Here is a 19,687-nt window from a genome sequence, read left to right as displayed (position 1 = left end):
ATGAAGACAAAGCCAGGTTCGCTTTTTATGATACTTGCAATGGCAGTTGCAATTGCGGTTTTAAGTTTTTTATTTGCGTCTTTTGTTCTTGCTAAAACGCAGATTCCCAAAAAACCTGTTGAAAATGTCTACATTTTTGACTATGCGAACTTGATTGATAGCTCTGATGAAGAAGAGATGAGGACTTTGGCAAAGGAAATAGAGGACAAATCAAAGGCAGAGATAGTGGTTGTTACAGTAGAAACTCTTGGCAGCTACACAATAGAAGAGTATGCAAATGAACTTTTCAACAGCTGGGGGATTGGCGACAAAGAGATTAACAATGGGGTATTGATTTTGGTAAACAAGGAGAATTTGCTATCTGGCAAGAGAGGAAGAATAAGAATAGAAGTTGGGTATGGATTGGAAGGTACAATTCCGGATGGCAAGGCGGGAAGGATACTTGATGAGTATGCTATACCTGCATTTGAGAACAAAGAGTATTCAAAGGGGATAAAGGATACATTTTTAGCAGTTGCGAGCGAGGTTGCAAATGAATATGGGCTAAAAGTAAATAGGCTTTCAGGGCATAGTACTTCTGAAGATTTTACCCAAAATGACAGCTCTTCTACAACGGTCCATGTAGGGGATGAAGATAAGGATATATCTGGGCTTGGTATTTTTGTTGTTGTATTTCTGATAATAATCTTTTCACTTATAAACAGAAGACGAAGAAGAACATACTGGTGGGGACAAGACCCTTGGGATAAAGACCATCACCACTTTGGTGGATTTGGTGGATTTGGTGGCGGTGGTGGATCTTCTGGTGGCGGAGGCTTTGGCGGATTTGGCGGAGGCTCTTCTGGCGGTGGCGGTGCAAGCAGGTAAAAAGCCTGCTTGCGGCATAAAACCTTTTTAGGATTAAAAACGCAAATTATCAGTTTACTTGTTTTCTGGTTTCTTCTTTTAACAATCTCATTTCTTCTTTAACTTTCTCAGCTTCTTTACGGATAAATTCTATGAACTCTTCGTCTGACATATTTTTAGTTTCTTCGTATATTTGCTCTCTTATTTTATGCAGCTCTGCCATTGCACTTGTTTCAAACATCTTTCTTATCACTCCTTTTCTTCTAACATCATTTGAGGTGATACCAGCTGAATTTCTTTATAACCTACTAATTTATTGACTCCATTTATTCCTTGAATTGTCTTGAGTTTAACTATATGCTTAAAATTCCATGATACCAATGCGTCGCATTGAGAAACAGTGGCTGCTGCAATATGAATTGCATCATCAATATACTTTAAAGGAATAATGCCATTTTTTATATATTCTTTAGCAAGTTCTCTAATTTCTTTTGAAATTTCAATGGTATTATATTCAATTTCAGCTAAAAATCTTAATAAAATGCTTCTTTTAGGTTCAGAACATCTTCTTAACTCAGCAAAAACAATATCAGAAACAACAATTTCGTACTTTCCTTTTTTAACTTCTTTCCAGAATTCTTTTGTTATCTGCATATACTCAGGATTATCTTGCTGGTCTAAATGGCTGATAACTGATGTGTCAAGGTACACTCTCAACTTTTTCAAAATTTTAGACTTCTCCTTCCCTTTGTTACTTTCCTTCAATTAAATTATAACACAAAGAACTCTATTTATTCTTCAGAAATTTTGTAGCTTTTACTTTTACCTCAGTCAATATATCTTGACATTAAAAAGGAAATAGGTAAAATGCTTTAAGGATGTTGGGGTTTAAAGAAAAGAGTATTTTGAAATGCGAAAAGCAAGGCTCAAAAGGTGCTTTTGTAGATTTTTCGAATTAAAAGAGGGGAAATAGAAGATGAGAAAAGCAAGAGGTATAAAATTAATTGCTGTTTTTCTTGTGGCAGCAGTTGTAAACGTTGTGTTTGGCTTTTGTGTTTTGGCAAAAGCTCAAATTCTTAAAAAGCCAGCAGAAAATAGTTATGTCTTTGACTATGCTAATTTGATAGACAGCTCTGATGAAGAAGAGATGAGGGCTTTGGCAAAGGAAATAGAGGACAAATCAAAGGCAGAGATAGTGGTTGTTACAGTAGAAACTCTTGGCAGCTATACAATAGAGGAGTATGCAAATGAGCTTTTCAGAAGCTGGGAGATTGGCGACAAGGAACTTAACAATGGAGTTTTGATTCTTGTCAACAAGGAGAATTTGCTTTTAGGCAAAAAAGGAAGAATAAGAATAGAAGTTGGGTATGGATTGGAAGGTGCGATAACAGATGGCAAGGCAGGCAGGATACTTGATGAATATGCTATACCTGCATTTGAGAGAAACGAGTATTCGAAAGGGATAAGGGATACATTTTTGGCAGTTGCGAGCGAGGTTGCAAATGAATATGGGCTTAAGATAGATGGGCTTTCAGGGTATGGTGCTTCGGAAGATGTTAATGAAAATGAGGTTACTTCTGATGGTAATGCAGAAAATGTTGTAGATGTACCATTTGGATTAGGAATTGGTGCTGGATTAATAGTAGGATTTGGTTTGTTTTTCTTCATTATTTTTTTGATGGTAATAGTTATTTTATATAATCAACCATATGCTGGTAAAAAGTATGAATGGACATGGAAAAATGGAAAGTGGGAGAAAAAAGTTTATGTATATCGCTACGATGATTTATGGAAAAACAACAGAAGCTTTTTTGATGATTCTGATGATTCTGACAGCTTTGGAAGTGGTGGAGGCTTTGGCGGATTTGGCGGAGGATCCTCTGGCGGTGGCGGTGCAAGCAGGTAAAAAGCCTGCTTTTTTTGTTTTTATTTTGATTCTTCAATATGATAAAATTGAAAGGTGTACAGAAAATTTTAGAATTATCAAAACTTAAAAAAGCACAGGAGCTGAGAACGTTGGTACAGGAATTAGCAAAAAAAATATATGCCTCAATAACAGATTACATGATAAGAAGACTCGCTTCAAATGATAATGTTTATATTCGAGGAATACAGCTTTACAATCACGGAAGAGTAAAGAATCCAAAATTTAATCCAGAGCTTATGATAGCTGAAGCAAAGGTAGAAGGTGATACAGATCCATATAATGTCATCCTTGATCTTGACGTTGATACTGAGGGAGAAGAGAATAATTTAAAAGCAAGCATTTATAAAGTTGGATTTTGGTGTGAATGCAAAGCAGCTCAGACCTACAAAGGACTTTGCAAACATTCGGTTGCTCTTTTAAAAGCTCTTTCTAAAGGTGAGGTTGAAGTTGTAGATTATCCAACACCTATTTTTTTGGAATTGAAAAAGAAGTTTGAAGAGGAAGAGAGGCAAAGAAGAAGGACAGAGTTTAAAAAAAGACTTGAAAAGATAAAAAGTACTTATGCACATGCAATGACAAGACTTATATCAGAAATAGATATAAAACCGAATGTATATTTAAAGAAGATAATAGAGTCAGTATCTGTTGATGCCTTAAATATGAGGTTTAAGATATACTCTGAAGATATAGGGAAGGAATATTTTATCAAAGATATAGGTGATTTTTCAGAAGCCTATATTAATAAAATTGAATATCAATTTGGGAAAAAGTTTGTATATAATCCATTTATACATGTATTTCCGGAAGAAGACAAAAAACTTTTAGAGTTTATTTACAAACTTAAGAATATAAAGCCAGTTATTTTCTCAGCCCAATATCTTAGTATTCCCTATGCCTTGTGGGAAGACTTTTTCAATCTTATAAACAGACAAGAAATCTTTGCAGCTTACGGCGAAGGAAATGAATATAAGAAGATAAAGGTAGATATTACCAAACCAGTAGATATTGATATTTGAGGTTGTTGAATAAAAGAAATAACCATATAGAGTAAACATAGTAACAAAAGAAAAAAGCCCCCTTGTGTTATAATTTTAATTTAAGAGAAAACCACAACAAAACACAAGGGGGAAAAAGATGACTAAGAATATTAAAGCACAAAATAAGAAATTTTTAAAGCTGCTTTTTGTAATAAAAAAGGTTACTGAAGTTTTATCGAGGAAGATAAAGCAAAATAGAAGGGGACGACCGAGGAAATTTAATCTGTTTCAGATAATAGCTTGTTTGGTTTATAAAGTTAAAAAGGGGATAAAGAGTTTCAGAGAATTAGAATATCGAATAAATCAAGACACAGAGTTTAAGCAAGTAGTAGGTATAGAAGAAAGTCCGGACTATTCATATTTTGCAAAGTTGTCAAGAAAAATAGAAAAAGAATACATGCAAGATATAAAAGACATATTAATAGCTAAGATAGAACCTGATATGAGTATAGCGATAGTAGACTCTACGCCGCTGAGAAGTGCCAAAAATGATTCAGAAGCAAAAATAGGTATACATATTACAATAGGATTTTTCAGGGGATACAAATTACATCTTTTGTGTACAGGTAAAGAAGAAGTAATACCACTTTTCTGGATTTTAACAGGGGCAAATGAACATGACTCAAGACAAGAAGAGCTTTTGTATAGGGCATGGGGCTTTGGCTGTGAGATTGTATTAGCAGATGCGGGATACGATTGTAGCAGATGGTTTAATATAGCAAATGAGCTTAAAGTTAAATTTGTTGCTGGGATAAACAAAAGAAACATGAAAAATAAAAACAATGTTAGCAATAGTTTTAGAAGCAAGAACATAAGATTTTTAGAAACTGAAGAGGGTAAAAAGCTATACAAGCAGAGAACAAAGATTGAAAGACTATTTAGCAAATTAAAAGGTGAATATAATCTTGAGAATGTGAGGCTCAAGGGATTTAGAAATTATAAAAGGTATATTGATTGGATACTAATTACTTTTCTATTTGAGCAACTTCTTAGAAAGTTAGAAGGTAAGAAGTTTTCTTTCGCTTATGAATGGAATCAATAACTTTTGTTTATTTTATGTATTGTTGGTAATATTTTTTATTCAACAACCTATAAGAAGATAAAGGTAGATATTACCAAACCAGTAGATATTGATATTTTTGTGGATATGAATGAAGAAGAAGCCAACATAAAATCTGAGTTTTTAAAAGAAGCAGATGTGCTTGACTGGAAACAAAGAGCAAGGTTTGTAATATACAAAGATACTCTGACTGTGCTAAAAGAACCGCAGAATTTCATAATTTATCCTCTTTTTTACTACAATTGTGTTGAATTTGCAGCAGATGAAATGCAGGGAGAGATAAAATTAAATAAAGAAGATTTAAAAGAATTTATAGAAATTGTTTATCCTGTTGCTAAAGAGTATTGCAGATTTGAAATGTCACAAAAAGTAAAAGAGTTTTTAGAATTAAAGGATGAAGAGCTGAAATTAAAGGTTTTATTTGATACTTACAAAAAAGGCATTTGTGCGCAGATAAAATATACAGATGGGTCAACTGATTTGGATATTGAAAAAGCAGGATTAAAGAGAGATTTAGTAAAAGAGCTTAAAATTGCATATATATTTACAGCCTATGGATTTGAAAGAAATCAAAAGAAGCAATATATTTTAGAGGATGAAGAAAAGATTTTTAATTTTGTCACAAATGGACTTTCAACTCTGATGAATATTGCAGATGTGTACTATTCAGAAACTTTTAAAAGTTTCAAAATAAAGAAAAAGACAAAGTTCAATGTAAAGGTGAGCTTAAATCATGCATCGATAGAATTCTGGCTTTCTGCTGAGGATATTCCACAGGATGAAGTGCCAGACGTTCTGGCTTCTTTAGAAGAGAAAAAGAAATATCACAGGCTGAAAGATGGTACAATCCTACTTTTAGATGATCCAGAGCTTGAAAAGATTCAAAATATAGTAAAAGATCTTGATATTCTTAAGAAAGACCTCAAAAAAGGAAAGGCTGTTTTTAGCAAGTTTCATGCAATTTATTTATCTGAGGTGCTTGAGAAGTCAAATATTGGTGTTTCAAGAGATGATGCTTTTGATATTTACGTTCAGAGGATGAAGAATGTAGAAGATACTTCAGTTGAAATTCCCAAGCATATCAGCAAACTGCTAAGAGAATATCAAAAAGTTGGTGTGAGGTGGCTTTCGCATCTTTATTTGAATGGTTTTGGCGGCATTTTGGCAGATGACATGGGGCTTGGCAAGACACTGCAGGTTTTGTCGTTTATATCAGCATGCAAGGATAAGATAGCAGGACCTTGTTTGGTTGTTGCACCAACTTCTCTTGTTTACAACTGGCAGCAAGAAGCTCAAAAGTTTACACCTGATTTGAAAACAGTGGTGGTTGACGGAACACCTGACAAAAGAAGCGAGATAATTCAGAGAATAAAAGATTTTGATATAGTCATTACCTCATATACGCTTTTGAAAAGAGATGTTGATCTATACAAAGACATAGAGTTTTCAGTGTGCATTGTAGATGAAGCTCAGCACATAAAAAATCCACAGTCGCTAAGCAAAGAGTCTGTCAGCAGAATAAACGCAAAATGCTGTTTTGCCCTGACAGGCACGCCGATAGAGAATAATTTATCTGAGCTGTGGTCAATATTTGACTTTGTGCTTCCGGGGTATCTTGGGACGCACACAAGGTTTTCTGAGAGGTTTGAAAAACCAATTGTAAAACAAAATGATGAAAATGCTCTAATGCTTCTTCAGAAGATGATATCACCTTTTGTTCTAAGAAGACTCAAAAAAGATGTTCTGCTTGAGCTTCCAGAAAAGATTGAAACCAACCTTGAAGTTAATATGACACCTGAGCAAGAGAATGTATAGTGACAAAAAATAATAAAGGGTTTTAAACATATTAAAGTTTTTTAATAAAATATATTTACTTTGCTTCGTGAGTTATGCTACAATATTTATGGGTGATACAAATATGAAAGCAAAAGAGGTTCTGGAATTATTAAAAATATCAAGGCCAACGCTAACCAAATATGTAAAAGAAGGAAAAATAAGAGTAACAGTTATGCCAAATGGATTTTATGATTATAATGAAGAAGACGTATACAAAATTTTTATGAAAGGGATTGAAAGAAAAACATATATTTACGCAAGAGTTTCGAACCCAAAACAAAAGAAGGATTTGGAAAATCAAATTGAATTATTAAAACAGTTTTGCTTTAGTAATGGCTATAAAATACATGGGGTATTCTCTGACATAGCAAGTGGAATTAGTTTTGAAAAAAGAAATGAATTTTTTAAAATGCTTGATGATGTTCTTGCAGGTAAAGTAGAGAGGGTTATTATAGCTTACAAAGACAGGTTAAGCAGAGTAGGATTTGAATTGTTTAAACATTTATTTAGAAAATTTAATACTGAAATAGTTGTTGTGTCAGAAGTTGGCGATGAGAAGCTTGATTCTCAGGAAATAATTGAAGAAATTATAAGTTTGCTGCACTGTTACAGTATGAAATTCTACAGCAAAAGAAAAATTCAAAAAATAAGAAAACTTTTAGAAAGCGAGGTGTTTGAAGATAATAGTAAAAAGAGTAGAACAAATACAGATAAATAAAAATCATGAATTATGGCCTTATTGTGATAAGATGTGTTTTGCAGCAAAAAACTTATACAATTACGCCAACTACATTACAAGGCAGGAATTTATAAACAACAAAAAATGGATAAGGTACAGGAAGCTCAATAAGATGTTAAAAGAACACAAAACATACAAAAACTTACCAGCACAAACAGCACAACAAACCTTAAGACTTCTCGATAGAAACTGGAAAGCGTTTTTTAGAGCAATAAAAGAATGGGAAAAAGATAAAAGCAAATTTAATGGTACACCTAACTTGCCAAAGTATAAAAAGAAAAATGGAAGAAACGTTTCTATATTCACAAATCAACAATGTAAAATTAAAGATAGATATTTAACTTTTCCCAAAACAGATTTAAAGTTAAAAACAAGAATAGAAGGCAAATTAAAAGAAGTCAGGATAATACCAAAAGGAAGTGTTTATGTTGTTGAAATAGTTTATGAAAAAGAAGTAGTTGAAACAAAGAAACCCTCAAAAAGAATAGGAGGCATAGATTTGGGACTTAATAACTTTGTAACTTTGGTAAATAACATAGGCATAAAGCCTATTGTTATTAATGGCAAAGTTATTAAGTCAATAAATCAATATTACAACAAGAAAAAAGCAGAACTGATGAGTTATGTAGGCAATAGAGGTACCAGCAATAGAATCAAGAAGTTATCAATAAAAAGAGACAACAAAATAAAAGATCTTATGCACAAAATGAGCAGATTCGTAGTTAATTGGTGTAAGCAATATGATATAGATACGCTTGTAGTTGGTTATAACAAGGAGTGGAAAAAAGAAATAGAATTAGGCAAAGTAAATAATCAAAATTTTGTAAGTATTCCTTATTATCAGTTTATAAACATGCTCAGATATAAATGCGAAGAAGAAGGGATAAATTTCATACTTGTAGAAGAGAATTATACCAGTGGTTGCAGTTTTTTAGATGGGGAAGAAGTAAATAGAACAAACTATAATCCACGTCGAAGGATAAAGAGGGGGTTATTTAGGAGTAACAAAGGAATTTTGATAAATGCGGATGTAAACAGCGCATATAACATTATAAGAAAAGTATTCCCCGAAGCATTTGCGGAGGGGATAGAGGGTGTGGGGTTACACCCGGTTAGGCTGAATATAGCCTAACAAAGAATAGTGTTTAATAAAATTTTGAATAGTTTTTAATACTTTAAACACTATTCATAACCTACAAGCTGTATCTTTTAAAGGCAAGGGAGGATATCAAAAAAGAGATAGACCAAAAAGGGTTTGAAAAGAGTAAGATTAAAATATTTTCGGTATTAACAAGACTTAGACAGATATGCTGTCATCCGAAACTGTTTTTGCAAAACTATGAAGGCTCATCTGGAAAGCTTGAGCTGTTTGAAGAGATTTTAGAAGATGTTTTGGAAAGCAATCATAGAGTAGTTGTTTTTTCTCAATGGGTAGAGATGCTGAAGATTTTAGAAGAAAGAATAAAAGAGAGGGGTTTTGAGTATTTTTACCTGGACGGGTCAACAAAATCAGAAGAGAGGATTGATATGGTAAACAGGTTCAATGGTGGAGAAAAACAGGTATTTTTAGTATCGCTCAAAGCAGGCGGATTTGGGCTAAATCTTACCGGTGCAGATGTTGTGATACTGTATGACCTGTGGTGGAACCCGGCTGTAGAAAACCAGGCGATGGACAGAGCGCACAGGATTGGTCAAGAAAATTCTGTTCAGGTTTTCAGGCTCATTACCAAAAACACCATTGAAGAGAGAATCTTTGAACTCCAGCAGAAGAAAAAAGATCTTTTTGATCAAGTGGTTTCTTCAGCCCAGACATTCATCACAGAGCTTTCTGAAGATGAGCTCATGCAGCTTCTTGAAGAGTAAATAGAGATTTGGAAGGTGATTGATATGGAAGAAATACAAAAAAGCAATATTAAAACTTATTCAAATTTAAAAGAAATTTCTGAAAATAAAGTTTATACCCTAATTGATGGGACTTTGTTTTTACATGCTGCGCCAAGCTGGCAGCATCAGAAAATTTTAAAAAATCTCATGCTCATATTTGGCAACTATTTAAAAGATAAAGACTGCGAAATATTTTCTGCACCTTTTGATGTTTTTTTAGAAGCAAAAGATGAGATTGATGTTGAAAACGCCACAACGGTTGTTCAACCGGATTTGACTATAATCTGTGACAAATCAAAACTTGCAAAAACAGGGTATATAGGAGCACCTAAGATGATAATAGAGATAACTTCGCCTTCTACAGTCAGACTTGATAGAGTTTTGAAGTTCAACAAATATGAAGAGGCAGGTGTAAAAGAATACTGGGTTTTAGAACCGGAAAATAAAATAATCACTTGCTTTGTATTGCAGTCAGATGGTCGCTATGGAAGACCAAAGATTTTTTCAGAAGGGGACATAATAAAGGTTGCTACTTTTCCTGATTTAGAAATACATGTGAATGAGATTTTTGAAATATAACAAGTGGGTAGGGAGGGAAAAAAGCCATCCTACCCAAAATTTTTTTATAACAAGAGAGGAATTTTAAATCATTTTAATTGTAAATTTCAGAGCTAAGAAAGACAAACGGTATAATGTCAAGGGGGTTTTTTAAAAAATTTTTTTAGATAATTAGGGCAAAAAAGACAATAAAATACCGAGCCGCTCAGCATGGAAAAATTTAACTGGCAGCTTGTTTGGGAAAGATTATTAAATTAAAAAATTGGGACTAACTAAGTATTGTAAACATCACCTCTTTCTTGATATATTTGACCTTTGCTGAGCATGGCAAAGATCAAAGGAATTAAGCGTCTTGCGGTTAGGACGAGGGCACGTTTATGCTGATGCTTGGTAACCTCTGAGAACTTCTTGTTGTAGAAGGCTTTGTAGCGTACTGTGTGCACCCTTACACAGTTAGCAGCTTCAACAAGATAGTATCTCAGGTATTGGTTACCACACTTAGCTAATGAGACATCTTGGGCATTGAAGTTGCCTGATTGGTACTGAGTCCAAACAAGGCCAGAATACTTTGCCAAAGCAGCTTCATTTTTGAAGCGCTTGATATCACCGATTTCAGCGATGATGCCGGCTGCAAGAACATCTCCTATGCCAGGGACGGTTGTTAATGTTTGAGAGAAAGCTTTAAGAAGTTTTGAGATTTCTTTGTCGAGTTTTTTAAGTTGTTCTTGCATAAATCTAATGTTTTCAAGGGTCATAGACAAAGCTAAGTCATTTGCCTCAGCCAACAGAGGATGTAATCTGTATGAACGCTTGAGCCTCGGTTTTAAGTATTTCAGCGATTTTATTGACATCTGAGAGTCTATTGTTGCCGTTATCGGATACGAATTTAATTAAGTCTTCTAAAGGCATAGAAGCGATATCATCAGGTGTAAAGTTTTCGATGATAGCACAAGAAGCTTTACCGAAGATATCTGAAAATGGACAGTCTTGAGAATAAGTAGAGAATTTAAGGTATATGAGATTGAGAGCTCTGTTTTTTTCGCGAGTTAGATTGTGAACAAGATGATAGCGCATTCTGGTAAGGCGTTGTAGTGCAGCATATTTAAAATCAGGCAAAGGTGTTGGGTTGAGTTTGCTGAACCTGACACATTCAGCGATGATAATTGCATCGATGCTATCTGTTTTAGGCAAGAAAGTGTAGATTTTTTTGAAGCCTTTGACTATGCTTGGGTTGAGAACATAAAAAGTTGGTTTATATGGCAGCAGTTCAGATGAAGAAGCAAGATACAAGTGCAGATGCCAAGCGTAATGTGAAGTTGCTTCCATGCCAAACTTAATACAGGATAGATTATACTGGCTGAGGCAGTCAATAACTCTTTTGATTAATTCGTTAGCGCCTTCTTGATCATTAGGCAAGGAAAAAGGTTTTTTAATCAAGTGATTACCGGCATCATCGATGAAGAAGATAGAATTTGACTGACTACTGATATCAATGCCCACGATTAAAGTATTTGGCAATTTGAAGACCTCCTTTTTGCAAGTAGTGGTAAGAAAAAGTGTTAAGCCCTTTATCCTTGGGGATTACATGTAATGCAGCCTCGCCGATATTAGAGCTACGGAGCAGTTTACAGGGTGCACACATCTGATATGCTCAAATCAGATGTGGTAACCTGACCGTGCACAGCAAACGAGTAAACATTACTCATGTAATCCTTTGGGGTTCAGTCTTTCGCAAGCTGTGGCGTGCAGATGTCAAAGCACGTCCAGCAGGAGGTGTTCAAAATATATCCAAATAAACTAAATCAGGCTTAAACTTTTTCTGATTTTAGTTTACCAAAGATAAAGGGCAAATTTAAACTGTAGCAGTCAATTTTAATATTCAATTTTTGAGAAATGAGTGTTTTAAGAAAGGTGCATTATCAAAATGAATTTCCAGTAATCAATTGGTACTGATAATTAAATGTACCAATTGAGATATGAAGTTTTAAGTGATTTGATAATCATATTATACGAGGAGGTTTATATTCTTAAAAATTCATGCAACAGACTGTTTATATCATGGATGTACAAAACAAAAAGATTCACTTTTTTCAGTAAATTATACAGAAAATAAAAGAAAGATTAAAAGAAATAAAGCTATATAAAGCTGAGCTTAAAAAATAGCAAATAATAAAGAAGAGAAGTATAAAAACAATGTTAGAAAAATTTACATGTTACTTGTTGTAATTACTATGTTATTATCATCAATATTGTTTGTTATTCCAAACTCAAGAGCGGATGAAGTATCGACAAATTTAGGTACACAAGCAGAAAATTATGCGGATGAAATTATGAAGGTTCATCTTGAAGAGGTAAAAAAAGCACAGGAAGGCAAAAAAATATTTGAAACAATTTTGAAAGACAGTGGGATAAAAGCAAAATATGGGAGTGAAGAGTATTGGAAAAAACTTATTGAGCTTGCAGACCCTGCAGGAGAATTGAGGAAGCAGGATCCAGAAAAGTGGGAAAAAATATATGAGTATGCATATGAATATAGTTTGAAATATGGTAAAAAAACAACAAAGGATAAACAAGAAGATAAAGATGGTTCAATAGGTACAAAAAGTACAACGCCTTTTCCTGGTGGAGGGGGTGGTGCATACAACAGAGATGGAGCAGTAAATTATGCATACACGTATGTATACAACTATAATAAAGCATATCACAAGTTTTCAGCTGATTGTACAAATTTTGTATCACAGTGTTTAAAAGAAGGCGGGGGCATACCGATGGTGGACGAGTGGTGGAATGGATACTGGGATTCAGATGATTGGTTTTATTATAGAAACGGTTCTGATGACTATGACAGTAAAAATGATGATTCATGGTCTTGGAGTTGGGTAAAGGTGGAGTCTCTGTATGAACATCTAACAAACAGAGGAATAGGGCAGGTTGTGCCTTCAGTTGATAACTTAGAAATAGGCGATATTATTCAGATGGATTTTGGACCAGATGGCGTGTATGATCATTCTATGATTGTCACAAAAGTTGAAAGGACAGCTACTAAGACAAAGATTTATTTGACTTATCATACTGAAGATAAAAAGGATGTACCACTTTCAGACCTAAAAGCTAAATATCCGAAAGCCCAGTTTAGATATATCCACATAATATATTAATTAAAAATGCAAGGATAGGAATGGTGGCTATAAAAATGAAAAAAATACTTTCAATTTTGATTATAGTGTTAGTCATTTTTGCAGGAGTTGGGGCTTGCTACTATATAGTAAAATATACTTTATATGATCCCGTGAAAACTTTAAAAATAAGCGACCCTACAATAAAGATTTATTTTTCATCCAACGAGAGAGAACCATTTTATGGAGATAATGATTACAATGGTAACAAACCTGATTACAAAAAACATAGGATAATTGAGTATTATGTTGATGCAGCCAATACAGGACCACGATACAAAAATAGTGTTTTATTAATTCCAATAGTTCCTAAGGAATTTGAAAAGAAATACGTATTAAAAGGTGGCAGGGATTTTATAATTAATTTAAATCCACCCAAAAAAGGCAAAATACTTGATGTGCCAGTAAGATATTACTATTTAACTGAAGGAAATCCGCAAAAGGTAAAAGAGATAGTTTCAAAATACAATAAAACAAAAATAATATGGGAAGAAGGCGGAAAGAAATATGAGAAGATTATTGAGATGAAGGTTAAGATTTTGGACTGATGCAACGGATTATTGTTAAGAGTTGCAATAAGTAAGATATTAGGCAAAAAATATAATAGGTTTTATTGGGAGAACCCCAGGGCTGTCAGACTACTTCAACAAGACAGCCCTATTTTTGTATATAGGCTTCTTTTGAAAGTCTTTCTATGGCCTTTTTAACAGAAGGAATAAGAGCTAATACTAAACACACAGCAAGGTCAGGCGCTATATATGTTGCATTGTAGATGGCAGAGTACACAAGCGGGCTTGTTCCTTTTGGCGCGTATGATGCAAAAAACACAACTCCAGATATAACATGAAACACAAATCTTCCAAAGCCGCCTGCTAAAATTCCCAAGGGTAAATTTTTTCTAAAAAATCCTGCAAATCCGAGAGCACCAAACGCCAATGGATAGTCCAAAAGAAGCTGTGCCCAGTGAACAACATAAGGGTCTTGTATCAGCTGCAGTATTCCATAAGCCATTCCTGCAACAATTCCTGCAAAAGGTCCAAACATATAAGCGTATACGAAAAGTGGCAGCATGCTTGCAGGCGTTATTGTTCCGCCCTGTGGCATTCTGTAGAGTTTAATAAACGAAAGAGTAAATGAAAGAGCAATACTAAGTCCGCCATAAACGATTGCCTTTGTTGATAAATTCTGTCGTTTTCGAGTGACCATCAAAAATAAAGATAAGATAAACAAAACAGATACAATAGCAATTGTATACCATTTTAGCTTTGTGACATCTTTGAAGACGTTGAATAGATATTCAACCATTTTTAAGTTCATCTCCTTTAAGATTGTTTGAATTTCATTATCAATATAAATAATACCAGTCAATACTCATTTCTTCAATTATTAAAATAAAGCTGAATACTTAAAAAACTCGCTTCATTCTGATATAATAAAGAAGGATTTTCTAAACAAAGATTTAAGAAGGAGTATGATGAAATGTCACAAATCCGAGCAATAGTTGGCACCCAATGGGGTGACGAAGGCAAGGGCAAGATAGTTGACTTCTTAGCAAAAGAAGCTGACGTTGTTGTCCGTGCCCAGGGAGGGAGTAACGCTGGGCATACAGTTGAAGCATTTGGCAAGATTTTTAAACTTCACTTAATACCATCAGGGATACTTTATAAAGACAAGATAAACATCATAGGAAATGGAGTTGTAATTGATCCAGAATCGCTCATTGAAGAGATAGGGAGCCTGCAAAAAGAAGGTATATCAACTGAGAACCTGCGAATTAGCGACAGAGCACATTTGGTTATGCCGTATCATAAGATACTTGACGAAGAGCAGGAAAAGCAAAGAGGGGAAGAGTCACTTGGCACAACGAAAAGAGGAATAGGCCCTGCTTACACTGACAAAACAGAGAGGACAAACTTAAGAGTTTGTGACATGCTTGACGAGGATGAGTTTGTGCATAAGCTAAGAATTGTATATGAGAGAAAAAATCGGATACTTACAGAGGTGTATCACAAAACACCTATGAAATTTGGTGAACTTTTGGAGCAGTTTATGAAGTATGGTGAGATTCTAAAGCCATATATAACAGATACGATAAAGCTTTTGAATGACGCTATAAAAGAAGGCAAAAAAATCCTTTTAGAAGGTGCCCAGGCAACAATGTTAGACCTCGATTATGGCACATATCCATATGTTACATCATCACACCCGACAGTTGGCGGATTTTGTATAGGGGCTGGAATTGCACCAAAACACATCCAAGAGGTTATAGGAGTTGTTAAATCATATACAACAAGAGTTGGCAAAGGACCATTTCCCACAGAGCTTTTAGACAGAGTAGGAGATACAATTCGAGAAAGAGGCAAGGAATACGGTACCACCACTGGAAGGCCAAGAAGGTGCGGCTGGCTTGACCTTGTGGTTGTAAGATATGCAGTTTTAATTAACGGAATTGACAAGATTGCACTCACAAAGCTTGACACTCTTTCAAATCTGCCAAAAGTGAAGGTGTGTGTGGGGTACAGGTACGCTGGTAAAATCCTTGATTTGTTCCCAGCATCATTGAAGGTTGCAATGGAATGTGAACCAATTTATGAAGAGTTTGAAGGTTGGAGCGAGGACGAAATAAAGAAGGCAAAAGAGTATGACCAGCTACCAAAAAGTGCTAAAAAGTACATTGAGTTTATAGAAAAAGAGACAGGTGCAAAGGTATTTTTGATTGGCACAGGTGCAAGCCGTGAGGATATCATTATAAAAGAGAATTAAAAATCTTTTATGGAAATAAAAAGGCCACCCGAGGAATAATATTGAAATGGGTGGCTTTTTGTGTACTTTGAGCTATTGATTTTATTCTATTTTTGTGGCAATGTATTAACTTTTTTTGTGTTTGGGTGTATAATATAAATTAAACTTTTATAGAAAGAGGATGAACGAAAATTGGACTATCTTAAGCGCATCCTTAAATACCTTGATGAATACAAATTTCTGGTAGTACTGAGTTTAATTTTTTCTCTAATTTCTATATTTTGTAATATGACAGTTCCAAAAGTATCTAAGCATATCATTGATGATGTTCTGATAGCAAAGCACTTTGATGAGCTGTCAAATTTAGCGGTGCTTGTTGCAGGTCTTGTTTTGATAAGGGCTTTTTGCAACTATTTTCAGGGGTACATATTTGAGTACACATCTCAAAAGGTCATATATCTTCTGAGAGACCAAATCTACACAAAACTTCAATATCAGTCTTTTGAATACTTTGACAAGGCCTCCACAGGTGCAATTATGAACAGAATGGTGGGGGATTTAGAGGCAATTAGAGTGTTTTTGAACCAGAGTTTTGTTCAGGTGATAACCATAACAATTACAATTGTCTCAGCCCTGAGCATAATGTTTTCGATGAACGTTTTGTTATCAGTTTTGACCATTTCAACAGCCCCTTTGATTTACCTCAATGTAAGAAGCCTTGCCAAAAAGCTTCATCCTACTTTTAAGAGTATAAGAATTGCATTTGAAAAACTCACGTCCAAAGTACAAGAAAATATAACTGGAATCAGGGTTGTAAAAGCGTTTGGAAACGAAGACTTTGAGAAAAAGAGCTTTGAAAAGGTTGCATATGAGTTTACAGAGAAAAATATTGAAGCAGCAGATATTCGCTCATACCATAACCCTCTTGCAAACTTTTTAAACGGTCTTAACTCTGTAATAATTTTAGTTGTAGGTGGATATTTAGCAATAAAAGGGAAACTTAGCATAGGTACACTGTTTGCATTTGTGAGCTATGTCAACATCTTTAGTACACCAATTGGCAACATCCAGAACTTGGTCAACCAGTGGCAAAACGCATTTGCATCGCTGGAAAAAATATTTGAAGTATTAGATAGTGATATAGCGATAAAAAGTCCAAAAAATGGAATTAGACTCAAAGATGTCAAGGGTGACATTAAATTTATTGATGTGTATTTCAAATACAACCAGCATTATGTATTAAAGGGTATCAACCTTCACATAAAGCCAGGTGAGGTTGTAGCGATCTTAGGTTCAACTGGCTCTGGCAAGTCATCTTTGATTAACCTTCTTGCAAGGTTCTATGACTGTACCAAAGGCAGCATATTGATTGATGATATAAATGTCAAAGATATAAGGCTGTGTTCACTTAGGAAAAACATTGGAATAATTATGCAAGAAACCTTTATATTCTCTGATACCATCGCAGCAAACATAGCTTTTGGAAAGCCGGATGCCACCTTAGATGAGATAAAATGGGCGGCAAAACTTGCCCAGGCAGATGAGTTCATTGAAAGACTGCCTCAGGGATATGACACAGTTGTTGGTGAGAGAGGAGTTGGGCTTTCCGGTGGGCAAAAGCAGAGAATAGCTATTGCACGGGCTCTCATTTACAATCCAAAGATACTTATATTAGACGATGCCACATCAAGCCTTGACTTTGAGACAGAAGCTGAGATTCAAAAGACTCTGCAAGATGTTATAAAAGGAAGGACAACTATTATCATAACTCACAGGATATCTCAGCTTGTTGTAAATGCAGACAGAATTATTTACATGTCAGATGGTAGAATAGTCGAGGAGGGTACACATGAGGAACTTATGAAGTTGAAAGGAAGGTATTATGCAGCATTCAAAAAACAGCTTCTTGAAAGGTTAAATTCGCTTCCTGCATAAGAATTAATTCAAGGAAAAAGGCTTGAGAGTATATAAAAATTGTTATATTGATGATGGGGGTTTTTAAAAAATGGCAGAAACCAATACAAAAAGGCCAATATTCAGTCAGGAAGAGACTTCATACGAATTAAAAGTGCCCTATTTGAAAAAGCTATTTAGATTTTTGTTGCCGTACAGAAAATGGCTTTTTCTTACCATCATTTTTATGTTTATTGCAACAGTTGCCGACCTTGTATCTCCATACCTTTTAAAAAAGGCAGTAGACGATTTTATTCCCAAAAAAGATTTTAAAGGAATTTTAGCAATTGGTGTTCTTCTTGTTTTGACACTTTTTATAAACAAAGAATGTTCAAAAAACAAGATAAAACTTGCAAACAGAACAGGCCAGATGGTTCTATTTGACATAAGAAAGGCACTTTTTGACCATGTACAGAGCCTTTCATTTAGCTATTTTGACAGAAATTCAACAGGAAGGATTATTGTAAGAATTGTAAATGACGTAAATACTCTAAACAACCTCTTTACGAACGGGATAGTAAATGTGATAACAGACATGTCGAGTTTAGTTCTTGCGACGGTTATAATGTTTTCAATTCATCCAAAATTGGCAGCTGTGACATTTACAGTTGTTCCGCTTTTTTTAGCAATACTTTTTGCAACAAGGAATGCTATAAAGAAAAACTGGAGGAAAGTTCGAAGGAAGATTGCAAATCTAAATGCGTACATACACGAGAATATAAGTGGGATTAGAGTAATTCAGGCATTTGTAAGACAAAAAGTAAACAAAGCAATATTCAAAGATGTCATTGACGATGTCTTTGTTTCATGGATGAAGGCAATAAAAATAAATAATTTATTTGGCCCATTTGTTGAGATTTGTTCAATGATAGGGACACTAATAATCTACTGGTACGGTGTAAAACTTTTAAAAATAAATGGTGTTACTGTTGGTACATTAATTGCGTTTGTGAGCTACTTAGATAGATTTTGGCGACCGGTTGTGACCTTGAGCAATTTTTACAACCAACTTCTTGTTGCAAGCAGCTCGTCAGAGAGGATTTTTGAGGTTTTGAGTATTGAGCCAGAGATTAAGGAAGACGAAAATCCAGTTGACCTTTCTACATTTAAAGATACGATTGAGTTCAAAAATGTATGGTTTTCTTATAAAGATGAAAATTATGTTCTAAAGGATATATCTTTTAAGGTCAAAAAAGGACAGATGATAGCCTTGGTTGGGGCAACTGGTTCAGGTAAGACAACAATTGTAAACCTTCTTGCAAGATTTTACGATCCACAAAAAGGGAGTATACTCATAGATGGAATTGATTTGAGAAAAATAAGTTTTAGAAGTCTCAGGAAACTTATTGGAATTGTCCAGCAAGAGCCATTTTTGTTCTCAGGTACAATCTTAGATAATATACTCTATGGAAGGCCGAATGCTTCCTTAGATGAGGCGGTAGAGGTGTGCAAATTCTTAGGCGCACATGAGTTTATTTCCCAGCTTGAGGATGGGTATTATACTCAGGTAAACGAAAGGGGAACAAGACTTTCAACTGGGCAAAAGCAGCTAATATGCCTTGCACGGCTTTTGCTTCAAAATCCGGAAATTTTAATCCTTGATGAGGCAACATCGGCTTTAGATACACAGAGCGAGCTGATGGTCCAAAGTGCATTGAACAAGGTGATGAAAAACAGAACCTCAATTGTAATTGCTCACAGGCTCTCAACCATAAGAGATGCAGACTTGATCATTGTGCTTGACAAAGGCCAAATAGTTGAGATGGGAACACATGACAGCTTAGTTTCTAAGAAAGGTGTATATTACGAGCTTTGCACAAGTCAAATAAGGTTTGTAAAAGCGGGGTGATAAGAGAAAAGCAAACAAATTTTCGTTATTTACAAACTCGCTTTTGTGCTTTATAATACAAAACTGCGGCTATTGTTGTG

The 19,687-nt window shown here is 34.7% G+C and carries 17 protein-coding genes and 1 pseudogene; 14 read left to right on the top strand and 4 right to left on the bottom strand.

Features of this window, described 5'->3' with window-relative positions:
* A complete protein-coding gene (locus tag ELD05_RS13730; protein ID WP_127352865.1) occupies positions 1–867 on the top strand; it encodes a TPM domain-containing protein in 867 nt (288 codons plus the stop codon).
* 49 nt (positions 868–916) lie between these two features.
* Here ELD05_RS13730 and ELD05_RS14070 read toward each other — a convergent pair whose 3' ends face one another.
* Complete coding sequence (locus tag ELD05_RS14070; RefSeq protein ID WP_011918079.1) at positions 917–1,087, bottom strand: hypothetical protein; 171 nt, start codon at positions 1,085–1,087, stop codon at positions 917–919.
* Between the two features lie 8 nt (positions 1,088–1,095).
* Positions 1,096–1,572, bottom strand: a complete 477-nt coding sequence (locus ELD05_RS13725; protein WP_011918078.1) for a type II toxin-antitoxin system VapC family toxin — start codon at positions 1,570–1,572, stop codon at positions 1,096–1,098.
* Between the two features lie 250 nt (positions 1,573–1,822).
* Between ELD05_RS13725 and ELD05_RS13720 the strand changes: the two genes are divergently transcribed.
* The 8 genes from ELD05_RS13720 to ELD05_RS13685 all read left to right on the top strand — a co-directional run bounded on the left by ELD05_RS13720 (position 1,823) and on the right by ELD05_RS13685 (position 9,908).
* Entirely contained in the window at positions 1,823–2,752 is a 930-nt protein-coding gene (locus tag ELD05_RS13720) for a TPM domain-containing protein (protein WP_127352864.1), read from the top strand.
* A 158-nt stretch (positions 2,753–2,910) separates the two neighbouring features.
* Entirely contained in the window at positions 2,911–3,789 is an 879-nt protein-coding gene (locus ELD05_RS13715; protein WP_241243529.1) for an SWIM zinc finger family protein, read from the top strand.
* Positions 3,790–3,907: 118 nt separating this feature from the next.
* Complete coding sequence (locus ELD05_RS13710) at positions 3,908–4,852, top strand: transposase (protein WP_127350942.1); 945 nt, start codon at positions 3,908–3,910, stop codon at positions 4,850–4,852.
* Between the two features lie 3 nt (positions 4,853–4,855).
* Entirely contained in the window at positions 4,856–6,685 is a 1,830-nt protein-coding gene (locus ELD05_RS13705; protein ID WP_241243528.1) for an SNF2-related protein, read from the top strand.
* Positions 6,686–6,788: 103 nt separating this feature from the next.
* The gene (locus ELD05_RS13700) at positions 6,789–7,424 is read left to right on the top strand and encodes an IS607 family transposase (protein ID WP_127352863.1); all 636 of its coding nucleotides are present in this window, start codon (positions 6,789–6,791) and stop codon (positions 7,422–7,424) included.
* On the top strand, positions 7,381–8,577 hold the full coding sequence (locus ELD05_RS13695) for an RNA-guided endonuclease InsQ/TnpB family protein (protein ID WP_127352862.1): 1,197 nt from the start codon (positions 7,381–7,383) through the stop codon (positions 8,575–8,577). The genes ELD05_RS13700 and ELD05_RS13695 overlap by 44 nt, the downstream gene beginning before the upstream one ends.
* Before the next feature lie 197 nt (positions 8,578–8,774).
* Positions 8,775–9,308, top strand: a complete 534-nt coding sequence (locus tag ELD05_RS13690) for a DEAD/DEAH box helicase (RefSeq protein ID WP_127352861.1) — start codon at positions 8,775–8,777, stop codon at positions 9,306–9,308.
* Between the two features lie 24 nt (positions 9,309–9,332).
* Positions 9,333–9,908: a Uma2 family endonuclease gene (locus ELD05_RS13685; protein ID WP_127352860.1), complete on the top strand. Its 576-nt coding sequence runs from the start codon at positions 9,333–9,335 to the stop codon at positions 9,906–9,908.
* Between the two features lie 251 nt (positions 9,909–10,159).
* On the opposite strand, the pseudogene ELD05_RS15115 reads toward ELD05_RS13685, so the two are convergent.
* Positions 10,160–11,405: pseudogene (locus ELD05_RS15115) on the bottom strand (IS110 family RNA-guided transposase).
* A gap of 692 nt (positions 11,406–12,097) precedes the next feature.
* Between ELD05_RS15115 and ELD05_RS13675 the strand changes: the two are divergent.
* Positions 12,098–13,045 (top strand): amidase domain-containing protein, encoded by a 948-nt coding sequence (locus ELD05_RS13675; protein ID WP_127352859.1) that lies wholly within the window; start codon positions 12,098–12,100, stop codon positions 13,043–13,045.
* 35 nt (positions 13,046–13,080) lie between these two features.
* The gene (locus ELD05_RS13670) at positions 13,081–13,611 is read left to right on the top strand and encodes a hypothetical protein (RefSeq protein WP_127352858.1); all 531 of its coding nucleotides are present in this window, start codon (positions 13,081–13,083) and stop codon (positions 13,609–13,611) included.
* 109 nt (positions 13,612–13,720) lie between these two features.
* Here ELD05_RS13670 and thiT read toward each other — a convergent pair whose 3' ends face one another.
* Positions 13,721–14,368: an energy-coupled thiamine transporter ThiT gene (gene thiT, locus ELD05_RS13665; RefSeq protein ID WP_127352857.1), complete on the bottom strand. Its 648-nt coding sequence runs from the start codon at positions 14,366–14,368 to the stop codon at positions 13,721–13,723.
* Between the two features lie 174 nt (positions 14,369–14,542).
* On the opposite strand from thiT, the gene ELD05_RS13660 reads away from it, so the two are divergent.
* The 3 genes from ELD05_RS13660 (at position 14,543) to ELD05_RS13650 (ending at position 19,607) form a co-directional block, all read left to right on the top strand.
* Positions 14,543–15,826 carry an adenylosuccinate synthase gene (locus tag ELD05_RS13660; RefSeq protein ID WP_127352856.1) on the top strand — a complete coding sequence of 428 codons (1,284 nt, stop codon included), beginning with the start codon at positions 14,543–14,545 and terminating at the stop codon, positions 15,824–15,826.
* A gap of 171 nt (positions 15,827–15,997) precedes the next feature.
* Positions 15,998–17,740 carry an ABC transporter ATP-binding protein gene (locus ELD05_RS13655; protein WP_127352855.1) on the top strand — a complete coding sequence of 581 codons (1,743 nt, stop codon included), beginning with the start codon at positions 15,998–16,000 and terminating at the stop codon, positions 17,738–17,740.
* 70 nt (positions 17,741–17,810) lie between these two features.
* The gene (locus ELD05_RS13650) at positions 17,811–19,607 is read left to right on the top strand and encodes an ABC transporter ATP-binding protein (RefSeq protein WP_127352854.1); all 1,797 of its coding nucleotides are present in this window, start codon (positions 17,811–17,813) and stop codon (positions 19,605–19,607) included.
* The last annotated feature ends 80 nt before the right edge of the window (positions 19,608–19,687 follow it).

The sequence above is a fragment of the Caldicellulosiruptor changbaiensis genome (genome assembly GCF_003999255.1).
GTDB classification, from domain to species: domain Bacteria; phylum Bacillota; class Thermoanaerobacteria; order Caldicellulosiruptorales; family Caldicellulosiruptoraceae; genus Caldicellulosiruptor; species Caldicellulosiruptor changbaiensis.
Note: the sequence above shows the minus strand (reverse complement) of the source record. Positions and strands in the feature narration are given on the sequence as shown.